This is a genomic window from Collimonas fungivorans Ter331 (assembly GCF_000221045.1).
Classification (GTDB): Bacteria; Pseudomonadota; Gammaproteobacteria; order Burkholderiales; family Burkholderiaceae_D; genus Collimonas; species Collimonas fungivorans_A.
In genome coordinates, this window is the sequence record NC_015856.1 from 909,166 (window position 1) to 931,839 (window position 22,674).

Sequence of the window (22,674 nt, forward strand, 5' to 3'; positions counted from 1 at the left end):
CGGGGAGTATGCTTGAGTGATGCAGGAAGATGCAGGGGGAATCTGCGATTTTCTCTTCCTATACTCCGCCCAGTACCGGCTCGGAGCACAGGATTTGATGTGCTACTTTTACAATCGGTAACCAAATTCACGATGGAAGCGTTCATTGATTTCGGCACGGCTGGGCGCGTGGTTCTGCGGTCCCAGGTGAGCGATCTTGATGCTACCCAGCAAGCTAGAAAGACGGCCGGTGGTGGCCCAGTCCATGCCGTTGCTCAAGCCATACAGCATGCCGGCGCGGAAGGCGTCGCCGCAGCCGGTCGGATCCAGCACCTGGTCGGCCTTGACGCAAGGAATGTCGATCTTGCCGCCGGCGGTGAAAATCTCCGCGCCGAGTTCGCCGCGCGTCACTACCAGCGCCGATACCCGTTCGGCAATCTGCGCCAGCGATAAACCGGTGCGCGACGCCAGCATTTCAGCTTCGTAGTCATTCATGGCGATATAGGTCGCGAGTTCGATGAACTGCTTCAGTTCGTCGCCGTTGAACATCGGCATGCCCTGGCCCGGATCGAAGATCAGCGGAATGCCTTGCGCGGCGCAGTCGGCAGCATGCTGCAGCATGCCGTCGCGACCGTCGGGGGCGACAATCGCCAGCTTGACCGGACCGGCGTCGGCTACCTTGTTCTCGTGCGAGTGGGTCATGGCGCCGGGATGGAAGGCGTTGATCTGGTTATTGTCGGCGTCGGTGGTGACGAAGCATTGCGCGGTGTAGATCGAATCGATGGTGCGCACCGTCTTGCGCGAAATGCCCTGCTGGTCAAGCCGCGCCAGGTAGTCGCCGCCGTCGTGGCCGATGGTCGCCATGATTTGCGGATCGCCGCCCAGCAGTTTCAGGTTGTAGGCGATATTGCCGGCGCAGCCGCCGAAGTCGCGGCGCAAGGTCGGCACCAGGAACGAGACGCTGATCTTGTGCAGCTGATCGGCCAGCAGCGCATCCGAGAAGCGTCCCGGATATTGCATGATGACGTCGAAAGCCAGTGAACCGCAGATGAGAGAGGTCATAATAAAAGAGGAAAACTCGCTGGTTGGCGCGGATGGTCTGCGCAAATAAAATAATTACGGGATAGAGTTTAAGCGCAACCGGCAAACTTTGCGCCGTTCGCTGCAGGTTATGGGTAATACAGGTACACCCGGTAACCGGACGCCTTCAACTGCAATAGCTCAAAACCCAGTTTCACCGGCTGTTCCTGGTCGCTGGCGAAACCCTGGGCTGGATTGGCGGTTGCGCTCAAATAATCGTGCGGGGTAAACACGCGGCGCGCTATCGCCTTTTCGTTGCCGTCGTTCAAGGTCAGTTCGATATTGGGCCAGGCTTGCACCGTGTCGCTGCGGTTGCGCAGCAGCAGGTTCAGTGAAAACAGGTTGCGGGCCGGATCGACTGCCTGCAGTTCGTTGGCTTCGATCGAAATGCTGTCGATTTTCATGGGCAGGCCAACGCTGCAGCCGATTTTCGCGCAGGCGCCGATGAGCACCGGCTTGAGCTGCGGCACGCGCGCCGCCAGCTGGTCGCGGAAGAAATAAGTCGATTGTCCGGCCAGCCCGATCAGCAGCAGCGCGCCTGCACCCCACATGGCCCAGCGTAGCGTGCCGCCGATGCGTTGCCTGCGCCTTGCGCTGAGGACAAAATCGGGTTCATCGGCAGCCGGCTCCGGCTCGGCAGGGTTTTTGTCGCGGCTTTTCTTTTTATTGCTGCCGTCGCCGCTGTCCGCTGCGTTCGAGGGATTTGCAGCGGCCGGGGTCTTTTCCGCTCGCCACGGCTTGCGCTGCAATTCATCGATGATGCGATCCAGCTCATCATCGTCAGCAGTGGCGCCGGATTCCGCTTTTGCAGCCTGCGTGTAGTCGTCCTGGCCGGCGACGTGCATCAAGGTCATGCGCGCTATCTGCTTGTCTTCTTCATCGTCGGCATGACGATGCCAGACATTCGGCGTCGGCGGATTGCTTGCCGCTTCGTCGGGGGCGGTAGCGGCGGATGGTTTGATCAGGCCAAATGGGGTGTGGTGCACATCGGCCGGCGCCGACTGGCTGGTTTCCTCGGCGATCCGCAAATCTTCTTCGAGGCCGTCAATCGCCGCTTCCACCCGGCCTGACGCCATCGATCGGCCGGCGGTTTCAGGCGCGGCTGCAGGTGCGATGACAGGCAGCGGGTGATTCGTGGCGATGGCGACTGCCGGCTCGGGTCCCGATATCGGTTCCGGCGTTGGTTCTGGTTCTGGTGCGACGTAAACCGGAGGCGGCGCGCTATGCTGCGGTTCTGCCAAGGGCGCTTCGTCAGCGGCAAAGCCGTGGGTCTGGAGAGTTACAGCATCTTGTTCTGACGCCGTTGCCGGCGCCGGCGCCGCTATCGGGACCGCTACATCGGGCCGCACCAGGTGCTCGATGCCGTTGAAGACTTCGCGGCAGCTGCCGCAGCGAACCAGGCCGCCGCGCAGCTTCAGCTGGTCATTGGCGACCCGGAAGGTGGTCTGGCAATGCGGACATTGGGTCGCGAGCGCCATGGCCTGCTTACTTCAGGGTTCCGGACAGCGCTACCCAGCCGTCCTGCTCTGCCCAGACGCTCAGGGGCAGCCATTGCGCATAGGCGGCGATGACGTCTTCCGCCTGTTCCGCCAGCACGCCGGACAGGGTCAGGCTGCCGCCGGCAGCGATGCGGCTGCACAGCATGGGCGCCATCAGCTTGAGCGGGCCGGACAGGATGTTGGCGACCACGATATCGAATACCTGCAGTGCGCTGTTGGCGCCGAAATCTTCCGGCAGGTAATAGGCCACGTCGCAATGGTTGCGTTCGCTGTTGTAGCGCGCGGCATCGATCGCATGCGGGTCGATATCGACGCCGACGACGCTGCTGTCGCCGCCAAGTTTCTTGGCCACCATGGCCAGGATGCCCGAGCCGCAGCCGTAATCGAGCAGCGATTTCGGTTTTTGCAGCGGCACATGGATTTCCAGCCATTCCATGCAAAGGCGGGTAGTGGGATGGCTGCCGGTGCCGAAAGCCAGGCCCGGATCGAGTTCCAGGATCAGGCCGTTGGCGTCGGGGGCATCGTGCCAGCTAGGCACTACCCAGATATTCTTGCCGATGTGGATGGGTTCAAACTGCGATTGCGTCAGCCGCACCCAGTCCTGCGCCGCAACCGGCCGCAGCGAGTAGGGCGGGACCGCGACGCCGCAAGCTTTGGCGGCGTTGCTGACGATTGCTGCATGGTCGGCGTCGACTTCGGCCAGAACCACCACCCGGCTGCGCTGCCAGGCGGCTTCCTTGGGTTCCATGCCGGGTTCGCCGAACAAGGGCTGCTCGGCGGCAGTGCCGAGGTCGGCATCTTCCACCGAAACCGATAAGGCGCCGGCATCCATCAACGCATCGGACAGCGTTTCGGCGTCGCTCAGGGCAACTTCAATAACAATTTCGGTCCAGCTCATCAGATGCCTTACTGTGTGATGGAGACTCCCTACAAGGGAATCCTTATTTCTTTGCTGCTTTATCCGTTTCCTTGGCCACGACCGGCCGTTCGGCCAGTTTGTGTTCCAGATAGTGGATGTTGGTGCCGCCCTCGATGAAACGGGCGTCGATCATCAGTTCACGGTGCAGCTGGATGTTGGTCTGAATCCCTTCCACCACCATCTCGGACAGGGCGATCTGCATCCGCTTGATCGCCTGCTCACGGGTGGAACCGTAGGAAATCACCTTGCCGACCATCGAATCATAATGCGGCGGTACGAAATAACCGGCGTAGGCATGGGAATCGACCCGGATGCCAGGACCGCCAGGCGCATGCCACGACAGGATCTTGCCTGGCGACGGCGTGAACTTGAACGGGTCTTCGGCATTGATGCGGCATTCGATGGCGTGGCCGGAGAGCTGGATATCGCGCTGGCGGAAGCGCAGTTTTTCACCGGCGGCGATACGGATCTGTTCCTGCACGATGTCGATGCCGGTGATCATTTCGGTGATCGGGTGCTCAACCTGGACCCGGGTGTTCATCTCGATGAAGTAGAACTCGCCGTTTTCATACAGGAATTCAAACGTGCCGGCGCCGCGGTAATCCATCTTGCGGCAAGCTTCGGCGCAACGGTCACCGATTTTTTCGATGACCTTGCGCGGAATGCCTGGCGCCGGCGCTTCTTCGATCACCTTCTGGTGGCGGCGCTGCATGGAGCAATCGCGCTCGCCCAGCCAGACGGCATTCTTGAACTGGTCGGCCAGGATCTGGATTTCCACGTGGCGCGGATTTTCCAGGTACTTCTCCATATACACTTCCGGATTGCCGAACGCGGCGCCGGCTTCGGTCTTGGTCATGGTCACCGCATTGGCCAGCGCCGCTTCTGTGTGCACCACGCGCATGCCGCGTCCGCCGCCGCCGCCGGCCGCCTTGATGATGACCGGGTAGCCGATCTTGCGCGCAATCTTGACGATTTCCTTCGGATCATCCGGCAACGCGCCTTCCGAACCGGGCACGCAGGGCACGCCGGCGCGGATCATGGCTTGTTTGGCCGATACTTTATCGCCCATCAGGCGGATGTTCGCCGGCCGCGGGCCGATGAAAACAAAACCCGACTGTTCAACCCGCTCGGCGAAATCGGCGTTTTCGGACAGGAAGCCGTAACCCGGGTGAATGGCCTCGGCGTCGGTGACTTCAGCTGCGCTGATGATGGCCGGCATGTTGAGGTAGCTCAGGCTGGATGGCGCCGGCCCGATACAGACCGATTCGTCCGCCAGTTTCACATACTTGGCGTCACGGTCTGCCTCGGAATGGACCATGACGGTCTTGATGCCCATTTCACGGCAGGCGCGTTGGATGCGCAAGGCGATTTCGCCGCGGTTGGCGATAAGGATTTTTTCAAACATAGTAATTGGTATATGCGTCGCTAAGAGTTAAGCGTTATCAAGCATTGGGTTGACAATGCGGCCTTGAGACAAAGGCCCGCACTGGCAACCAGAACGGCGGACCCCGGATGAGCGGATGCCGCCGTGCAGGCTACTCGGTAGTTCTCTCGGTACAGATCGCTCGGTACAAATCTATCAACCAATGATGAACAGCGGCTGGCCGAATTCGACCGGCTGGCCGTTTTCCACCAGTATCTTCTTCACTACGCCGGAAGCGTCGGCTTCGATTTCATTGAGCAGCTTCATCGCTTCGATGATGCACAGCGTGCCGCCTTCTTTGATCTCCGAGCCGATTTCGACAAATGCCGGCGAGCCGGGCGCCGACGAGCGGTAGAAGGTGCCGACCATAGGCGATTTGACGATATGGCCTTCCGGCACGGCGGCCACTTCTACCGGCGCCGCGGCAGCCACTGGCGCCGGTGCGGCTACCTGGTATTGGGCTGGGTGCTGTTGTTGCGGTTGCATCATGACAACCTGGTTTTGCTGGGATGCAGACGACTTGACGATACGGACCTTGCTTTCGCCTTCCGTCACTTCCAGCTCTTCGATGTCTGATTCAGCGACGAGGTCGATCAGCGTTTTGAGTTTTCTCAAATCCATATGCAATCCTTCAGAATAAATAATGAAAAGCTATTTTCGTTTTTATGACACGCAATCCGGCGCTGCAAAGGGAGCTGCGAACGCCGAGTTGCTGCAAGAATATCAACTAGAGTTTCTTAATGGCAAAATCAATTGCTGCATGATAGCCGTCCACGCCTAAACCGCAAATGACTCCAACAGCGACATCCGATAAATAGGAATGATGTCGAAACGCTTCTCGCTGGTGGATATTCGAGATGTGGACCTCGACAAAACGGATTGCCACTCCGCTCAATGCGTCGCGCAGGGCGACGCTGGTGTGCGTGAGCCCGCCCGGGTTGATCACAATGGCGTCGACGCCTTCTGCCTTGGCCGCATGGATGCGGTCTATCAGGGCGCCTTCGTGATTGCTTTGGAAGTGCTCAAGCCGGGCCCCAGCAGCAGTTGCCTGGACCCGAGCTGCTTGTTCGATATCGCTCAGCGAGGTCGAACCGTAGACTTCTGGCTCTCTTGTACCCAGCAAATTCAGGTTGGGTCCGTTGAGTAGAAGTATATTTTTTGCCATGGAGATGGTGCTCCGTTTGACGACGATGGCCGCATTTTGCCGTCAAATGACGTTGACTGGCAAGGGGAAATTTGTTTCTGTGAAATTTCAGCCTGGCATTGTTAAATGTTTTTGCAGTAAGTTTTCATCTTATAGCAATGCCAAGTCTTTTCGCAATTCGTCGAATTTGATGCTGCCCAGGTACATTTTTTTCACTGCGCCATCGCGGCCGATCAAGACGGTGAACGGCAGGCCGCCGCTCTGGTTGCCGAACTGCCGCAATAGTGCGGTGGCGCCGGTACCGGCCAGATACAAGGGGTAGGAGATTTTATATTTATCGGCAAATTTTGCGATGTTGTCGGCAGAATCGATGCCGATGCCTACAACCTGGATGTTTTTGGCAGCTATCTCGGTTTGTAGGGCATTCAGTTCCGGCATCTCTTCCACGCAGGGCGCACACCAGGTTGCCCAGAAATTGACGACCAGGGGTTTGCCTTTCCACTGCGACAAGGCGCTGGCCTTGCCGCTGGCGTCAGGCATTTCCTGGGCCAGCAGGGCCGCTACCGCCACGCTTTCCGGCGCAGCCGGGGTATGGCGTTGCATGCCGAAATAAACGCCGATCGCGCAAAATAGGATGGCGATCGGCACAAATATCAATATGTTTCTTTTCATCAATCTTCTTCTTTATCGATCAAGGCGAGTACGGTATTCAGGTCGGCCCTTAATATACGCCCACCGGACGCGGCCCTGATACTACCGCGCAAATCGTCGGTTTCATATAGGGTCAGATGCAGGCCCTCTTTCTTATACATGAAACTCAGGGTTTCTACCGGGTCATTATTACCGCCGGTTTTAAGCGGCGGGCTGCTGGACACTTCGAATTGCACATTCTTGTTAAAAAGGAAAATTTCTACATCTTTGGGGCTGTCGACAAACAAGTGCAAATAGATGTCCGAGTGCTCGCCGGCAGTGCCGTTAAGGACTGCGCCGGTGAGATAGGGATGGAACTGCACCAGTTCGGCCATGATTTCCGCAGCAATCTTGCGTAAATGCAAAAGCCGTGCCGGTTGTGTGCCGGCAAAGAACAATTCGTTATATATACGCACTTCTTCTTCGATCTGCGCGTTATCGGGCAGGAAGTCGCCACGGGTTTTGCCCCCGCCACGTTTGCTGCCGACGCACAGTTCCACCGCCTTGCGTTTGGCGGTGCCGTAGTCGGCGCCATCTTCGGCAATCATGCGGGCCGCCGCTGCGGCAATTTCCGCGCGCAGCTGTTCTAGTTCAGGTGAGAGATTGGATGCCATGAGCGGCATGATAAATCGATTTCCCTGCCGGCGTCTTGCCGCTCTTCGAACACTGAACTAAGCCGAATCCGAAACTGCCGCCGGTTTTCCCGCATTTCACTTTTTCCAGGCGCGGCTACCGGGTGCGGCAGCCGCTCAGGTAAAATCACGGTAATCCTCTTTTCAGCATAGTGAAATTCAAGAATGCATATTCATATCCTTGGCATCTGCGGCACCTTTATGGGCGGTTTGGCGGTGCTGGCCAAACAGGCCGGACATAAAGTCACCGGCTGCGACGCCAATGTATACCCGCCGATGAGCACCCAGCTGGAAGCACAGGGGATCAGCCTGATCCAGGGTTTCGGCGTGGAACAGACGGGCTTGCAGCCGGATTTGTACGTGATCGGCAACGTGGTGGTGCGCGGCAACCCCTTGATGGAAGAAATCCTGAACCGCGGCCTGCCTTATGTCTCCGGGCCGCAATGGATAGGCGAGCACATCCTGCGTGACAAGTGGGTGCTGGCGGTGGCCGGCACCCACGGCAAGACCACCACCTCCGCCATGCTGGCCTGGATCCTGGAAGACGCCGGCTACGATCCGGGTTTCCTGATCGGCGGCGTGCCGATGAACTTCGGCATCTCGGCGCGTTTGTCGGGTAAAGAGGGCGCGGCGCCATCGTCGTTCTTTGTCATTGAAGCCGATGAGTACGACACGGCATTTTTCGATAAGCGCAGCAAATTTGTCCACTACCACGCCAAGACCGCGATCCTGAACAACCTGGAATACGACCACGCCGACATTTTCCCCGACCTGGCGGCGATCGAAACCCAGTTCCATCACCTGGTGCGCACCATTCCGGGCGTCGGCCGGCTGGTCGTCAATGCCCGCGAACCGGCATTGCAGCGGGTGCTGGACCGCGGCTGCTGGAGCGAAAAGGAATTTTTCGGCGGTGACCGGCAAGGCTGGTCACTGAGTACTCAGGACAACGGTCATTTTGAAGTCAGTTTCGATGGCCAGCCGCAGGGCACGGTGCAATGGGGGCTGAGCGGCGAACATAACCGCATGAACGCGCTGGCTGCGATTGCCGCCGCCCGCCATGTCGGCGTGCCGCCGGCCCAGGCCATCGAGACTTTGTCCCGTTTTGAAAATGTGAAGCGCCGCATGGAATTGCGCGGCACGGTGCGCGAAATTGCGGTGTACGACGATTTTGCCCACCATCCGACCGCCATCGCCACCACGGTTGCCGGCCTGCGCAAGAAAGTCGGCGCGGCGCGCATCCTGGCGGTGCTGGAACCGCGCTCCAATACGATGAAGCTGGGCGCCATGAAAGAAGCGCTGCCGGGCAGCCTGGACGAGGCCGACCTGGTGTTCGGCTACGGCGCCAGCGGAACCGGCAAGGATGCGCTGGACTGGGACCTGGCCGCCGCGCTGCAGCCCTTGGGCGCCAAAGCGAGCACTTACCACGAGCTCGACCAGCTGGTGGCGGCGATAGCCAAGGCCGCCAGGCCGGGCGACCAGGTGCTGGTGATGAGCAACGGCGGTTTCGGCGGTGTCCATCAAAAAATCCTTGCGGCCCTGTCTTTGCCTCCGTCGTTCCCCTTGCCTGGTGCACAATGATCCTGTACCTGCACGGCTTCCGCTCGTCGCCGCAATCGTTCAAGGCGCGCTTGCTGGCCGAGCGCATGCAGCAGCTGGGAAGGGCGGCTGAATACCAGTGTCCACAACTGCCCGCATCGCCGGCAGCGGCGATCGCCCTGGCGCAGGATGCCATCAAGGGTTGCGACCCGGCCGCGCTGACCCTGGTCGGTTCCTCGCTTGGCGGTTATTACGCCACCTGGCTGGCCGAGCAGCTCGGCTGCCGCGCGGTGCTGCTGAATCCGGCGGTCAAGCCGCCGCGCGACCTGGAAAAATATGTCGGCGTCAGCACCCAGTACCATTCCGACCAGCCGTTTGAATTCAAGCGCGAGTACATCGCCGAGCTGCAGGCATTGCAGGTCGACCGGATCACCAGGCCGCAGCGTTATTTCCTGATAGCCGCCACCGGCGACGAAGTGCTGGACTGGCAGGAAATGGTCGGCCATTACCCGCAAGCCAGGCAACAGGTGATCCAAGGCAGCGACCACGGCATCAGCGAATTTGCCGAATATGCCGATGCGGTGCTGGCATTTTGCGGAATTGCAGCCGCCCATGGATCGGCACCGGCAGCGGGCACCTGATGCCGCGCTCCCGCACTTACGCCAAATGGCATGACCACGCCAATGGCGTCCATCCCTCCGACAATCTGCGCGACTGGCTGACCGACCGCGTCTCGCTGACCTACAAGCTGATGGCGCACTGCCAGCAGTTCCGGGTCCAGCGCCTGCGCCAGCAGCGTGCGCTGTGCCTGGCGGACGAGTGGCAAAGGATAGAGCTGCCGCGCCGCCTGCAGGTGCAGGAGCGCGATGTCTTGCTGCGCTGCGACGACCGCCCGATGGTGCTGGGACACACGGTAGTGGCGCTGGACGCCACTACCACCGAATGGCCGTTCTTCAGTACACTGGGTGAGCGCTCACTAGGCACCACGCTGTTCGGCGATCCGCTGGTGGCGCGCGGACAGCTGCAGTTTGCCCGCCTCGATCACGATCATCCGCTGGTGCAGCGCATGCGCGCCGCCACCGGCGCCGACGGTTTTGCCTATCCTTTATGGGCCAGGCGTTCGACCTTCCGCCGCAAAACCGGCGTGATGCTGGTGACAGAAGTATTTTTCCCCGAAATCGAACAGCTGCAGAGGGTGCGGCCGGATTCGAAGGCGATGGCATCCCCGGCCGCTTCAGGTTTTTCCCGGCAGATTGTTCCGGCCTATCAACAACATTCATTTGACGCTACAGCACAGCTGGCAGCGGTATCATCAGGAATCCACACGTAAAGTATGCAATGAATCTATTTTTTGAAGAGTCCGGCGACTTTAAAGCAGGTGTTGTACTGTCGCAGCAAGGCGAGGCCTATCAGGTCGAACTGCAGTCGGGCAAACGCAGCAAGGTCAAATCCAAGGATGTGCTGTTGCAATTCACCTCACCGACGCCGCAACAGCTGCTGGAAGAAGCGCAGCAGATCGCGCAAGCGATAGAGCTCGATTTCCTGTGGGAAGTCGCGGGCCAGGAAGAATTCGGCTTTGCCGAGCTGGGCGCGGAATATTTCGGCCATGCGCCGTTGCCGGCTGAAGCTGCGGGTTTGCTGCTGAGCCTGCATACGGCGCCGATCTATTTTTATAAAAAGGGCAAGGGCCGCTACAAGGCAGCGCCGGAAGCTTCGTTGAAGGCCGCCCAGGCCGGCATCGAAAAGAAAAAGCAGCAAGCCTTGGTGCAAGCCGAATACGTTGCGCAGCTGAAGGCCGGACAACTGCCGGAAGCGATGAAGCCGCTGGCGCTGCAGCTGCTGTTCAAGCCGGACAAGAACAGCATCGAATACAAGGCGCTGGAAGCGGCATGCAACGAATTGCAGACATCGCCGCAGCGCCTGATGCTGACGGTAGGCGGCATCGCCTCGCCGAAGCAGTTGCATCTCTCCAAATTCCTGCTGGAATTTTTCCCCAAGGGTTCGGGTTTTCCCAAGATCGTCATTCCAGCGGTAGCGGATTTGCCGCTGGCGCCGGTGCAGGCATTTTCCATTGACGATGTCACTACTACCGAAATCGACGATGCCTTGTCGGTGCAGACGCTGGCAGACGGCAAGGTGCGGGTCGGGATCCATATCGCGGCGCCGGGCCTGGGCATCAAGCGCGGCGATGCGCTGGATGCGATCGCGCGCCAGCGCATGTCGACCGTATATATGCCGGGCGACAAGATCACCATGCTGCCGGACGAACTGGTGGAAGCCTTCACCCTGGCCGAAGGCAAGAACTGCCCGGCGCTGTCCCTGTACGCCACCCTCGATCCCGTCGACTGGAGCGTGGTCAGCACCGAGACCAAGGCGGAACTGGTGCCGATTTCAGCCAACCTGCGCCACAACACGCTGGACGAGCTGGTGACCGAGGACAATCTCGCCAACGACGCCGGCGAGTATCCGCACAAGGCCGACATCGCCTTGTTGTGGAAATGGATACAAGTCCTGGAGCAGGGCCGCATGGCCAAGCGCGAAAGCTTCGGCTTGCGGCCTGAACAGAACAACCGCGTCGATTTCAACTTCTACGTGGAAGACGAGGTAGTCACCATCGCCCGCCGCAAGCGCGGTGCGCCGCTCGACAAGATCGTGGCGGAGCTGATGATCTTCGCCAACAGCAGTTGGGGCAAGCTGATGTCCGACCATGGCGTGCCGGGCATATACCGGGCGCAGGGCGGCGGCAGCGGCGGCTGGGCCGCCAAGATGCAGGTGCGCATGGTGACCCACGCGGCGCCCCATCAGGGGCTGGGAGTCGACCAGTACGCCTGGAGCACCTCGCCCTTGCGCCGGTATACCGACCTGGTCAACCAGTGGCAGATCCTGGCTTGCGTCGAAGGCGGGGTCGCTGCACCGCTGGTAGCGCCATTCAAGCCGCGCGATGCCGACTTGTTCGCCATCGTGTCCGGCTTCGACGCCGCTTATTCCGGTTACGGCGACTTCCAGTCGAACATGGAGCGTTACTGGTGCTTGCGCTGGCTGGGCCAGGAACAGGCGCAGCATGGAACGCGCCAGGTCGAGGCGGCGGTGCTGAAGGATGAGATCCTGCGCCTGGCCGAGATCCCGCTGATCATCAAATTGCCAGGCATGCAACAGCTGGCGCGCGGCACCCAGGTCAAGCTGGACATCCTGCGCTGGGATGAGGTCGAGCTGACGGTCGAGGCGCGCTTGCTGGAAGTCTCTGCGGCGCCTAGCGCAGAGGCCGAGCAGCTGGAGCGGGAGGACGAAGAGGAAATTTCGGAAGAGCTGGATGCGGCAATGGACATGCCGCATGAGACGGTGGACGCGCCATCGGAGGATGCGGCGGGCGATGCGGCCGCCGAGCCTGGGAGCGCCATCGAGGAGATCAAGCCGCTAACGGAATGAACTCTGGCGGCAAGCGGAAGAAAGCAACGGTAAATTTCCCGTAGGCATCTCTCTTTGTCGTAGAATCCCTCTCTCGAATCTTTCTCTCGAATTTTTTCTTTTATAGCGACTTTTAGCTCACGCGTGAAATCCTTTTTCCAAAATCGAATCCTGGTCGGCGCCATTGCGGCGTCGGTATTGGCGCATGCGGGTCTGCTGGCGGTGCGTTTTGCCGCGCCGGAAGCGTTCAGGCTGAAACCTACCGACCCGTTGCTGGAAGTGATCCTGGTCAATGCCAAGCACAATACCAAACCGGTCAAGGCGGAGGCGCTGGCGCAAGCCAACCTGGACGGCGGCGGCAATGCCGATGCCGGCCGCGCCAAGTCGCCGCTGCCCGATATGCGCAAGTCGGAAGACGGCGACAACGTGCAGGCGACCAGGCGCCGGATCGAACAGCTGGAACAGCAGCAGCAGCAGATGCTGGCGCAGATGCGCAAGGAAACGCCGCTGAAGATGCCGGTCATGGACCTCAACGACAAGGCCAGCGACAACACGCCGCAGCCTAGCGGCCGCGACATGGTCGAGAGCGCCAAGGCGATTGCCCGCAAGGAAGCGGAAATCGCCAAGAATATCGACGATTACAACAAGCGGCCGAAAAAGACGCAGATTACGCCGAGCACCCGCGCCGTCGGTTACGCCGCCTATTACAAATCGTTCCAGGACAAGGTTGAAAAACTGGGCACGCTGAATTTCCCGAAAAAGAACGGCCGCAACCTGTATGGACGACTGGTGGTGTACATTCCGATTTACCAGGATGGTTCGTTATACACCAGGGAAGGCGGCCCCCGCGTCGAGCGCAGCTCGGGCAATCCCGAGCTGGATCGCGCCACCTTGAAAATCATTGAGCGCTCCGCCCCGTTCGGACGCTTCCCGGAGAACATGCGCAGCAGCGGCAAAGACGATGTGTGGGAAGTGATCTCCACTTTCGAGTTCACCCGCGAAGGTGTGCTCGAAGCGCAACTGATGGGGGGAGTTAACCAGTGACTGCGCAGATAGCAGCGGCTTATGTCGTGATCGGCAATCCGATTGCGCACAGCAAGTCGCCCGATATCCATGCCCATTTTGCCGCCGAGACCGGCCAAGACATGCGTTATGAGCGCTTGCTGGCGCCGCTCGACGGCTTTGTCGCGACAGTGCAGGAATTCATCGGGCAGGGCGGCCGCGGCGCTAACGTCACCGTGCCGTTCAAGCTGGAAGCATATGCGCTGGCGAACAGCCTGACCGCTCGGGCGCAGGCTGCCGGTGCGGTGAATACCTTGAAATTCGACGGCGGCGACATACTCGGCGATAACACCGATGGCGTCGGCCTGGTCACCGATATCGCGCACAATGCCGGCTTCGACCTGGCGCATAAAAAAATCCTGCTGCTGGGCGCCGGCGGTGCGGCGCGCGGCGTCTTGCTGCCGCTGCTGGAGCGCCAGCCGGCGCAACTGACGATTGCCAACCGCACCGCGGCCAAGGCGCAGCAGCTGGTGCAGCAGTTCCAGCCATACAGCGGCGCCGGCTGCATATTGAGCGCCTGCGGTTTTGCCGAAGCAACGCAGCAGTACGACCTGGTGATCAACGCCACCTCCGCCAGCCTGCAGGCAGAGCTGCCGCCGCTGGCCGCCAGCGTGTTCGGTCCGGCGACGCTGGCCTACGACATGATGTACGGCCCTCAGCCAACCATATTCATGCAGTTTGCCGCCAGCCATGGGGCCCGGGTGCGCGATGGCCTGGGCATGCTGGTAGAGCAGGCGGCCGAATCTTTTTTTATCTGGCGCGGGGTGCGGCCTCGTACCGATGCGGTATTTGCCGCCTTGCGCGCGCAGCTTTAAGCGTTGGTTAAGTTAATTATTTGCAGGGAACCGGGATGAAGTCAGTCGGCACGCTTTTGTTGCGCTTATGTATGCTGCTGATTGCGGCCGTCCTGCTGCTGCAGCTGTATTTTTTCCTGCAGATCGGCTGGTGGGTCGATCACAATCCGAGCTCCACCAGTTTCATGCGGCACCGCTTGTCGGAGTTGCATGAAACCGTGCCCGACGCCCAGCTGCAATTCAAATGGGTGCCGTACGCGCGCATCTCGAATAATCTGAAGCGCGCCATCATCGCTTCGGAAGACGCCAATTTCTCCGAGCATGACGGCGTCGACTGGGATGCCCTGCAACAGGCCTACGAAAAAAACACCAAGAAGGGCAAGGTGGTGCGCGGCGGTTCCACCATCACCCAGCAGCTCGCGAAAAACCTGTTCTTGTCCGGCGAGCGCAGTTACCTGCGCAAAGGGCAGGAGCTGGTCATTACCTACATGCTCGAGTTCTGGATGGACAAGGAACGCATATTCGAAATCTACCTGAACGTGGTGGAGTGGGGCAACGGCGTGTTCGGCGCCGAAGCCGCGGCCCAGCATTATTTCAGGACTTCCGCCAGCAACCTCGGCGCCAGCCAGGCCGCCCGGCTGGCGGTGATGCTGCCGAAGCCGCGTTTCTACGATAAGAATCGCGGTTCGGCTTACCTGTCGCAGCGCACCGGCCTGATTTTACGGCGCATGGGATCGGCTGAATTGCCTTAATATACACACTGTCAGAAGTTGTTCAATTTGCAGCGGATTCCCGTTGTCGGGGCGCAAGAAACAAGCAACTTCCCTGAAAATCAGTCGAGGTAAGCATGATCAATGTATTTGTTTTGCAAAACGGCCGCCTCAACCAGGTCAACATCGAGAGCCATAGCGACCTCGAGAAAGTACAGCCGGTATGGGTCGACCTGACCGAACCGAACGACCAGGAGCGGGCCTGGGTCAAGAGTATCTACGGCGTGACCTTGCCGGGTGAAGACGAGGTTAAGGATATCGAGGCGTCCGCCCGCTATTACGAAGCCGAAAACGGCGACCTGCACCTGCGCACCGATTTCCTGTTCGAAGAAGACGACGGCCCGTCATCGACCGTGACGGTCGCCTTTATCCTGGCGCGCAATATCCTGTTTTCAGTGCATGGGGAAGATTTGCCGGTGTTCCGCCTGGTGCGCATGCGTGCACGCTCGCGGCCGGGCTCTATCGGCGATTACAAGGACGTATTGCTGGACCTGTACCAGACCGATGCCGAGTACTCTGCCGACGCCCTGGAGGGCGTATACAAGCAGCTGGACGAGGTCAGTCAGCGCGTGCTGCAAAAAAAACTGACCGACCAGGCCGCGGCCGAAGCCTTGAGCGCCATGGCGCATGAGGAGGACTTGAACGGCCGCATCCGGCGCAACATGATGGATACGCGCCGCGCGGTGAGTTTCCTAATGCGCGGCCGCCTGCTGAGCGTCGACCAGTTCGAGGATGCGCGGCAGATCCTGCGCGATATCGAATCGCTGGACGGCCACACCGCTTTCCTGTTCGACAAGATCAACTTCCTGATGGATGCGACGGTCGGTTTCATCAACATCAACCAGAACAAGATCATCAAGATCTTCTCGGTAGCTTCGGTGGCGTTCTTGCCGCCGACGCTGATCGCCAGCATCTACGGCATGAATTTCCGTTTCATGCCAGAGTTTGAGTGGCATATGGGCTATCCACTGGCGCTGGTGCTGATGGTGTGCTCGGCAATCACGCCGTTCTGGTATTTCCGCCGGCGCGGCTGGCTGAACTGAGAATGGTTTGAAAAGCGAGGCGGGAAACCGCCTCGCATGCAGGGTTAAACCAGCTGTGCAAATGCGCCGCGCGCTGCGGCGATGGTGGCTTCGATCACTGCATCGTCGTGCTGCGCCGATACAAAACCTGCTTCGAACGCCGATGGGGCCAGGTACACGCCGGCGTCCAGCATGCCATGGAAGAATTTGTTGAACAGCTCCTTGTTGGACGCCATCACTGTCGCATAACTATCCGGCACCGCCGCCGCAAAATACAGGCCGAACATGCCGCCGATGGCGTCGCCGCTGAAGGTGACGCCGGCTTCTTTCGCCGCCGCGCTCAGGCCGTTGACCAGTTTGCCGGTCTGGGTTCCCAGCCTGGTGTAGAAGCCGGGTTCCTGGATCAGCTTGAGGGTGCTCATGCCGGCCGCTACCGCCACCGGGTTGCCGGACAGCGTGCCGGCCTGGTACACCGAACCGAGCGGCGCCATGTGGCTCATCAGGTCGGCGCGGCCGCCGAAGGCCGCCACCGGCAGGCCGCCGCCGATCACCTTGCCGAGCGCGGTGATGTCGGGTTTGATGTCGTACAGCGCTTGCGCGCCGCCCAGCGCCACGCGGAAACCGCACATGACTTCATCGAAAATCAGCACCGTGCCGTACTGCGTGCACAGGCGGCGCATGGTTTGCAGGAATTCCGGGGTGGCGCGCACCAGGTTCATGTTGCCGGCCACCGGCTCGACGATCACGCAGGCGATCTGGTCGCCCATGTCCTTGAAGGCGTCTTCCAGCTGCTGGGCGTTGTTGTAGTCGAGCACCAGGGTGTGCTTGACGAAATCTTCCGGCACCCCGGCCGAAGTCGGATTGCCGAAGGTCAGCAAACCGCTGCCCGCCTTGACCAGCAGCGAATCGGCATGGCCGTGGTAACAGCCTTCGAACTTGACGATCTTGTCGCGGCCGGTGGCGCCGCGCGCCAGGCGCAGCGCGCTCATGGTGGCTTCGGTGCCGCTCGAGACCAGGCGCACCTGCTCTATCGACGGCACCAGCTTGCAGATTTCTTCCGCGATTTCGATTTCACCCTGGGTCGGCGCGCCGAAACTCAGGCCGCGCGCGGCGGCGTCTTGCACTGCCTTGATCACGGTCGGGTGGGCGTGGCCGACAATCGCCGGGCCCCAGGAGCCGATGTAGTCGATATAGCGGCGGTCGTCGGCATCCCAGAAATACGGGCCTTCGGCGCGGGTGATGAAGCGCGGCGTGCCGCCTACCGAACGGAAGGCGCGCACCGGCGAGTTGACGCCGCCGGGAGTGGTCAGCTGGGCACGGGCAAACAGGGTGTCGTTGTTGGAAGTCATGTCTTGTTCGTCGAAAAATAAATGTGGAAAGATGCGGTCGCGCGCCGTGTTTGGCAAATGCACGAAAAAATCAGGAAGCCTCGCCGCCATCCTCTTCACGCCGCTCCAGGCCTTCTTCACGGGCCCAGAAATAACGGTCCGGGATCAGCTTGCCCATGCCCAGCCGTTGCGCGGCGGTGACTGCCGCCAGGGTGAATTCCTGCGCCTCGGATACCGCTTCCGGCACGTCCAGGCCATTGGCCAGCATCGCTGCGATCGCCGCCGACAAGGTGGTGCCGGCGCCGCTGAAAGAGCCGGAAATGCGCGGCCAGTTGTCCTGCCGCACCACGCCTGTGTCATTGAACAAGGTGTTGCCGATTTCGGCGGCCGGGGTCGGCGTGCCGGTCACGAACAGATATTCGCAGCCGAGTTCGATGATGCGCATGGCGTCGAGGCTCATCATGTCCTCGGACGAAGGTTCGCGCCAGGTTTCCGCCAGGCGCGCCAGTTCCACCGCCGACAGCAGCATCACCGTGGTTTGCGGGACCAGCAGTTCGCGGATCGCGGTCAGCAGGTCTTCGCTATCTTGTCCCTGATCTGGCATGGCCGATAAAAAAGGGTCTAGAATCAGCGGGATTTCAGGATAATCGGAGACAATCTCGGCGATCACCGAAACGCTTTCGATGCTGCCGACGGCGCCTACCTTGAAGGCGGCCACCGGCATGTCTTCCAGCAGCACGCGCGCCTGGTCGGCCACCCAGTCGGCGTCGATCTGCTGGGTGTCTTCGATGCGGGCGGTGTCGCCGATCAGGATCGACGTGATGACGGACAGGCCGTGGCAGCCCATGGCCGAAAAAGTGGCCAGGTCAGCCTGGATGCCGGTGGCGCCGACGGGATCGGCAACGCCGAAGGTCAATATAAGTGGAGAAGTTTGGTTTTGCACGGCGGGTAGATTAAGATATCCGACTTTGCATTTTACTTGATTGAAGGATCACCGCTGTGAGCAATAACGAAACTATCAAAACTGAATTCAAAACCTGGATGTGTCTGATTTGCGGCTGGGTCTATGACGAAGAGGCCGGTTTGCCGGAAGAAGGCATCGCTCCCGGCACGCTGTGGGACGATGTCCCGATGAACTGGACCTGCCCGGAATGCGGCGCGCGCAAGGAAGACTTTGAAATGGTTGCTATTTAATAAGCCAAATAGGCCAAATACCATATTTTCATTGCAGGAATATCAAGTTATCGTCTCAAGTTACAAAATAAATTGAACTTTAACGGCTGCCCTTCATAAACATTGTTCTAAGGAATGTCTTTATTTGTTACAGTGACGCCGTAGATTTATTTGGATTGATGAGACGATTTCATGACAACATCACTTGGCGGCGTCAACCTGAAGGTAATGGTGATTGACGATAGCAGCACAATCCGGCGTTCTGCGGAGATTTTCCTGAGCCAGGCTGGGTATCAGGTGGTACTTGCCGAAGACGGCTTCGATGCCTTGGCGAAAGTTAACGATCACAAGCCTGCGCTGATCTTCTGTGACATCCTGATGCCGCGCCTGGATGGTTATCAGACTTGCGCCTTGATCAAGAAGAGCGCCAAATTCCATGCTACGCCGGTGGTCATGTTGTCGTCCAAGGACGGCTTGTTTGACCGTGCGCGCGGCGCCATGGTCGGTTCCGACGAATATCTCACCAAGCCGTTTACCAAAGACAGTCTGCTGAAGGCGGTGCGCCAGCACACGCAGACGGCGGACGGTGCCATCCCGGTTACTGCCTGAAGCAGGATTTAGCAGCAGGCTGACTGATTTACATCATTTGAAGTACGAAGCAATTACGAAGCAAATAAAGGTTGAACATGCCCATACAGAAGATTCTCATTGTCGACGACTCGCCAACCGAGCGTTATGTCCTGACCGATATCCTGGCGAAGGCCGGCTACTCGGTGTCGACCTCCGAAAACGGCGAAGGCATCCTCGACAAGATCAAGGCTGACAAACCGCAACTGATCCTGATGGATGTGGTGATGCCGGGCCAGAACGGCTTCCAGGTGACGCGCTCGATCACGCGCGACGAAGATACCAAGGATATTCCCATCATCATTTGCAGCAGCAAGGGCCTGGAAACCGACCGTATCTGGGGTTTGCGGCAAGGTGCGCGCGACTACCTGGTGAAACCTATCGATCCCAAGGAGCTGCTGGCAAAAATAGCGGCGCTCGGTTAATCGAGCGCTGAATCCAATGTCCCCGGTTTAAATCAAGCTACGCCAAAAGAGCGCCCATTCGATATGACCCAATCAAGCTCGCATCTGCCGGCAGCGGCATCTTCGCCGTCATCGCTACCCGTCAACAAGGTAGCACTCGACGCTGACTCGCGCCGCAGCAGGCTGCGCGAATTCCAGTCGCACTTGCTGGAGCGGATGCAAGCCGCGCGCAGCGGCAGCGAAGCGCAGGAAAGCCAGCTGGGCCTGCTGATCGGGCAGAGCCGGTGGTTGCTGAATTTGCAAGAGGCGGGTGAAATCGTCGCCGTCGACCAGATCTCGCGGGTGCCGCTGACCCACGACTGGTACCTGGGATTGAGCAACGTGCGCGGCACGCTGATCAGCGTGATCGATTTTGCGCGTTTTCAGGGCCATGGAGTGACGCAAATTGACAAAGAGTGCCGGATTGTTGCTTTTGCACCGTCGTTTTCGTTCAACAGCGGCTTGCTGGTTTCGCGCGTCCTGGGCTTGCGCAACGTCGCCCAGATGACCCTTCAAACCCCGGATTCGCTGGACCAGGCAAGCGCCAAACGCTATCTCGACAGCGACTCGCAGCTCTGGACCGAGCTGAGCATGGCCCAGATCTTGCACGACCCCCGTTTTTTACAAGTAGGTTTATGAGTCCCAGGCGCCGTTGCAACAGCAGCGGTGCTCGGTGGCAGCGAATTGGCAATTAGGAGATTCTGTAATGGCATTCAAACTACCGTCTTTATCCAAGGCGGCCAAGGAAGAGCAGGGCGAAGCGGGCGATCGTTTCGTGCAGGAAGCATTGATGCATGATCCGGAGCAGACCGTAATGGAAGAGCGTTTCATGCCTGATCCGTCGCCTGCGGCGTTGTTGACGCCGACCATTGCACCGCAGCCGGCTGCCGTTGTGGCTCCTCCGGCTCCGGCTCCGGCGTTTACCGCCGCTCCACGGGAAGCCATCAAGGAACCCGCCGCTGCGCCGTCTTTCGCCGGTGCCGCTGCCAGCATCGCCAGCCCCGACTCGTCGCCATTGCCGCTGATCGGCAGACTGCCGCAGCAAAAGCAGATTCGTCTGCTGGTGACCGTGCTGGTCGGCGCCTTGCTGCTGACCATCCTGTTCCTGTGGCTGAGCGCCAAGAGTTCGGCGATGAGCTCGACCCAGACCCAGATCGCCGGCGACGCGCTGATGCACTCGCAGCGTATCGGTAAGGCGACGCCGAATGCGATTCAGGGTAACCCTGAAGCGTTCAAGCAGCTGGCCGACAGCCGCAAGGAATTCAACCAGGACCTGAGCATCTTGAGCAAGGGCGGCGACTACAAGGGGCACGATATCGGCACCCCTACCGCCACCATGGATTCCAAGCTGGCCGATGTCAGCAAGGTCTGGTCGAATACCGACAAGGCTGCGGACACCATCCTCAAGCTGCAAAAGGAATTGACCAGCTTCGGCGTGACGCTGCAAAAACTGAACGGCATCTCGCCTAACCTGCTCGACTTGTCGGAACAGATCGCGACGCTGAAAACACAGACTGGCGCTACCCCGCGCGAAATCGCTGCTTCCTCGCAGCTGGTCATGCTGACCCAGCGCCTGGGCCGTAGCGCGAATGAATTCCTGACCTCGGAAGGTGTGAACCCGGAAACCGCGTTCTTGCTGGGCAAGGACACCAATACTTTCCGCGACATCGTCAGCGGCTTCCTGAACGGCAGCGATGTATTGCGCCTGCCGGCCAGCAAGAGCGAAGAAGAGCGCAGCAAGCTGACCGAACTGGAAAAGAGCTTTGCCGAATACCAGGAATCGGTGGCATCGATCCTGGGCAACATGCAGAACTTCGTTTCGGCGAAACAATCGGAACAGCTGATCTTTACCGAGAACGAAAACCTCAAGCAACGCCTGGGCGCCTTGCAAGACACCTATCGCGACGCACAAGACTCGCAAAGCATCTGGTTCTGGCTGATGCTGCTGGCCGCCCTGACTACGCTGCTGGCAGCCGCCGGCATTGCATGGGTCCAGGTGCAGGATGGACGTCACCGTACCCACGAAGCCGACGTGCGCCGGATGGAAGCGGAAGCACAGCGCCTGCAGGCGATCAAGCAGGAAGAAGATGCAAGTAACGCCAACGACCAGAACCAGGCTGCGATTTTGCGTCTGATGAATGAATTGCAGGAAGTGGCGGACGGTGACTTGACGGTGCAGGCGACGGTGTCGGAAGACATTACCGGCGCGATCGCCGACTCGGTCAACTACACGGTGGAAGAGTTGCGCGGGCTGGTCGGCCGGGTTACCGCCACCGCCCAGCAGGTGACGGTTGCGTCGGACCAGGCGCAAAGCATTTCGATCGAACTGCTGGCGGCATCGCAACGGCAGTCGCGCGATATTCAGGAAACCACGCAAGCGGTCCTGGACATGGCGACCCAGATTACCGACGTTTCCAAATCGGCCAGCGAGTCGGCCGAAGTGGCGCGGCAGTCGGTTAGCGCGGCGGAAGAAGGTTCCAAGGCGGTGGAAAACGCGATCTCAGGCATGAATGAAATCCGCGAACACATCCAGGAAACTTCCAAGCGCATCAAGCGGCTGGGTGAATCGTCGCAGGAAATTGGTGAAATCACCGAACTGATTTCCGACATTACCGAACAGACCAACGTGCTGGCGCTGAATGCGGCGATCCAGGCGGCATCCGCCGGCGAAGCCGGACGCGGATTCTCGGTGGTGGCGGAAGAAGTTCAGCGCCTGGCGGAACGTTCCGGCGCGGCGACCAAGCAGATCGGCGCGCTGGTGCGTACGATTCAGACCGACACCCACGATGCGGTGGTGGCGATGGAGCGTTCGACGCAAGGGGTGGTCGAAGGGGCCAAGCTGTCAGATGCTGCCGGCGCGGCCTTGTCGGACATCCGGCGCGTTTCTAACCGGCTGGCGGAACTGATTCAAAGCATTTCTTCCACTACCGAGCAGCAGGCCAACTCGGCAAACGGCGTGGCTACCAACATTCAAAACATTCTTTCAGTGACTGAAAAAACACGGGAAGGTACACGACAGACAGCCTTGTCGATTCGTGAACTGTCCAAGCTGGCAGAAGATTTGAAGAGCTCGGTATCGCGCTTCCGCGTGACCAATTAATGTGTAGCACCGCGCTTGCTGTCCGGCCCGTTGTCATTGAGCCGGGAC

23 protein-coding genes are annotated in these 22,674 nt (G+C 59.8%); 13 read left to right on the plus strand and 10 right to left on the minus strand.

All coding sequences use genetic code 11. The features are described from left to right. Positions 1 to 108: 108 nt before the first annotated feature. From CFU_RS04000 to CFU_RS04035, 8 genes are all read right to left on the minus strand, one after another. Positions 109 to 1,041, minus strand: coding sequence for a carbohydrate kinase family protein (locus tag CFU_RS04000; protein WP_041741234.1), 933 nt, complete (start codon positions 1,039 to 1,041; stop codon positions 109 to 111). A 107-nt stretch (positions 1,042 to 1,148) separates the two neighbouring features. Then, the gene (locus CFU_RS04005) at positions 1,149 to 2,537 is read right to left on the minus strand and encodes a DUF3426 domain-containing protein (RefSeq protein WP_014004764.1); all 1,389 of its coding nucleotides are present in this window, start codon (positions 2,535 to 2,537) and stop codon (positions 1,149 to 1,151) included. A 7-nt stretch (positions 2,538 to 2,544) separates the two neighbouring features. After that, the gene (gene prmA / locus CFU_RS04010; RefSeq protein WP_014004765.1) at positions 2,545 to 3,456 is read right to left on the minus strand and encodes a 50S ribosomal protein L11 methyltransferase; all 912 of its coding nucleotides are present in this window, start codon (positions 3,454 to 3,456) and stop codon (positions 2,545 to 2,547) included. Between the two features lie 43 nt (positions 3,457 to 3,499). After that, on the minus strand, positions 3,500 to 4,882 hold the full coding sequence (gene accC, locus CFU_RS04015) for an acetyl-CoA carboxylase biotin carboxylase subunit (RefSeq protein ID WP_014004766.1): 1,383 nt from the start codon (positions 4,880 to 4,882) through the stop codon (positions 3,500 to 3,502). 174 nt (positions 4,883 to 5,056) lie between these two features. Then, complete coding sequence (gene accB, locus CFU_RS04020) at positions 5,057 to 5,521, minus strand: acetyl-CoA carboxylase biotin carboxyl carrier protein (RefSeq protein ID WP_041741235.1); 465 nt, start codon at positions 5,519 to 5,521, stop codon at positions 5,057 to 5,059. 106 nt (positions 5,522 to 5,627) lie between these two features. Next, complete coding sequence (gene aroQ / locus CFU_RS04025; RefSeq protein ID WP_014004768.1) at positions 5,628 to 6,065, minus strand: type II 3-dehydroquinate dehydratase; 438 nt, start codon at positions 6,063 to 6,065, stop codon at positions 5,628 to 5,630. A 129-nt stretch (positions 6,066 to 6,194) separates the two neighbouring features. Beyond that, positions 6,195 to 6,716, minus strand: a complete 522-nt coding sequence (locus CFU_RS04030; protein WP_041741237.1) for a TlpA disulfide reductase family protein — start codon at positions 6,714 to 6,716, stop codon at positions 6,195 to 6,197. Further along, positions 6,716 to 7,357, minus strand: a complete 642-nt coding sequence (locus tag CFU_RS04035) for a hypothetical protein (RefSeq protein ID WP_014004770.1) — start codon at positions 7,355 to 7,357, stop codon at positions 6,716 to 6,718. The genes CFU_RS04030 and CFU_RS04035 overlap by 1 nt, the downstream gene beginning before the upstream one ends. A gap of 174 nt (positions 7,358 to 7,531) precedes the next feature. Here CFU_RS04035 and mpl point away from each other — a divergent pair, with 174 nt between their 5' ends. The 8 genes from mpl (at position 7,532) to corA (ending at position 15,976) form a co-directional block, all read left to right on the plus strand. Next, the gene (gene mpl, locus CFU_RS04040) at positions 7,532 to 8,944 is read left to right on the plus strand and encodes a UDP-N-acetylmuramate:L-alanyl-gamma-D-glutamyl-meso-diaminopimelate ligase (protein WP_014004771.1); all 1,413 of its coding nucleotides are present in this window, start codon (positions 7,532 to 7,534) and stop codon (positions 8,942 to 8,944) included. After that, positions 8,941 to 9,543, plus strand: coding sequence for a YqiA/YcfP family alpha/beta fold hydrolase (locus tag CFU_RS04045; RefSeq protein ID WP_014004772.1), 603 nt, complete (start codon positions 8,941 to 8,943; stop codon positions 9,541 to 9,543). The genes mpl and CFU_RS04045 overlap by 4 nt, the downstream gene beginning before the upstream one ends. Then, positions 9,543 to 10,232 (plus strand): chorismate--pyruvate lyase family protein, encoded by a 690-nt coding sequence (locus CFU_RS04050; protein ID WP_081466400.1) that lies wholly within the window; start codon positions 9,543 to 9,545, stop codon positions 10,230 to 10,232. The genes CFU_RS04045 and CFU_RS04050 overlap by 1 nt, the downstream gene beginning before the upstream one ends. Positions 10,233 to 10,240: 8 nt before the next feature. Next, positions 10,241 to 12,328 carry a ribonuclease catalytic domain-containing protein gene (locus CFU_RS04055; RefSeq protein WP_014004774.1) on the plus strand — a complete coding sequence of 696 codons (2,088 nt, stop codon included), beginning with the start codon at positions 10,241 to 10,243 and terminating at the stop codon, positions 12,326 to 12,328. A 123-nt stretch (positions 12,329 to 12,451) separates the two neighbouring features. Continuing rightward, entirely contained in the window at positions 12,452 to 13,351 is a 900-nt protein-coding gene (locus CFU_RS04060; protein WP_014004775.1) for a TonB C-terminal domain-containing protein, read from the plus strand. Next, positions 13,348 to 14,184, plus strand: coding sequence for a shikimate dehydrogenase (gene aroE / locus CFU_RS04065; RefSeq protein WP_014004776.1), 837 nt, complete (start codon positions 13,348 to 13,350; stop codon positions 14,182 to 14,184). Before CFU_RS04060 ends, aroE begins: the two co-directional genes overlap by 4 nt. 35 nt (positions 14,185 to 14,219) lie before the next feature. After that, positions 14,220 to 14,915 carry a monofunctional biosynthetic peptidoglycan transglycosylase gene (gene mtgA, locus CFU_RS04070; RefSeq protein WP_041741239.1) on the plus strand — a complete coding sequence of 232 codons (696 nt, stop codon included), beginning with the start codon at positions 14,220 to 14,222 and terminating at the stop codon, positions 14,913 to 14,915. A 95-nt stretch (positions 14,916 to 15,010) separates the two neighbouring features. After that, positions 15,011 to 15,976, plus strand: coding sequence for a magnesium/cobalt transporter CorA (corA, locus tag CFU_RS04075; RefSeq protein WP_014004778.1), 966 nt, complete (start codon positions 15,011 to 15,013; stop codon positions 15,974 to 15,976). 44 nt (positions 15,977 to 16,020) lie between these two features. Here corA and hemL read toward each other — a convergent pair whose 3' ends face one another. Together hemL and thiD are read right to left on the minus strand one after the other, a co-directional pair. Beyond that, a complete protein-coding gene (hemL, locus tag CFU_RS04080) occupies positions 16,021 to 17,304 on the minus strand; it encodes a glutamate-1-semialdehyde 2,1-aminomutase (protein WP_014004779.1) in 1,284 nt (427 codons plus the stop codon). A 70-nt stretch (positions 17,305 to 17,374) separates the two neighbouring features. Further along, entirely contained in the window at positions 17,375 to 18,226 is an 852-nt protein-coding gene (gene thiD / locus CFU_RS04085) for a bifunctional hydroxymethylpyrimidine kinase/phosphomethylpyrimidine kinase (protein WP_014004780.1), read from the minus strand. Between the two features lie 98 nt (positions 18,227 to 18,324). Here thiD and CFU_RS04090 point away from each other — a divergent pair, with 98 nt between their 5' ends. The 5 genes from CFU_RS04090 (at position 18,325) to CFU_RS04110 (ending at position 22,626) form a co-directional block, all read left to right on the plus strand. Beyond that, on the plus strand, positions 18,325 to 18,477 hold the full coding sequence (locus tag CFU_RS04090; protein ID WP_038495022.1) for a rubredoxin: 153 nt from the start codon (positions 18,325 to 18,327) through the stop codon (positions 18,475 to 18,477). A gap of 171 nt (positions 18,478 to 18,648) precedes the next feature. After that, a complete protein-coding gene (locus CFU_RS04095; protein ID WP_014004782.1) occupies positions 18,649 to 19,065 on the plus strand; it encodes a response regulator in 417 nt (138 codons plus the stop codon). Positions 19,066 to 19,142: 77 nt separating this feature from the next. Beyond that, positions 19,143 to 19,508, plus strand: coding sequence for a response regulator (locus CFU_RS04100; RefSeq protein WP_041742982.1), 366 nt, complete (start codon positions 19,143 to 19,145; stop codon positions 19,506 to 19,508). 63 nt (positions 19,509 to 19,571) lie between these two features. Then, positions 19,572 to 20,165 carry a chemotaxis protein CheW gene (locus CFU_RS04105; protein ID WP_014004784.1) on the plus strand — a complete coding sequence of 198 codons (594 nt, stop codon included), beginning with the start codon at positions 19,572 to 19,574 and terminating at the stop codon, positions 20,163 to 20,165. Between the two features lie 67 nt (positions 20,166 to 20,232). Next, a complete protein-coding gene (locus CFU_RS04110) occupies positions 20,233 to 22,626 on the plus strand; it encodes a methyl-accepting chemotaxis protein (protein ID WP_050808467.1) in 2,394 nt (797 codons plus the stop codon). Positions 22,627 to 22,674 lie beyond the last annotated feature (48 nt).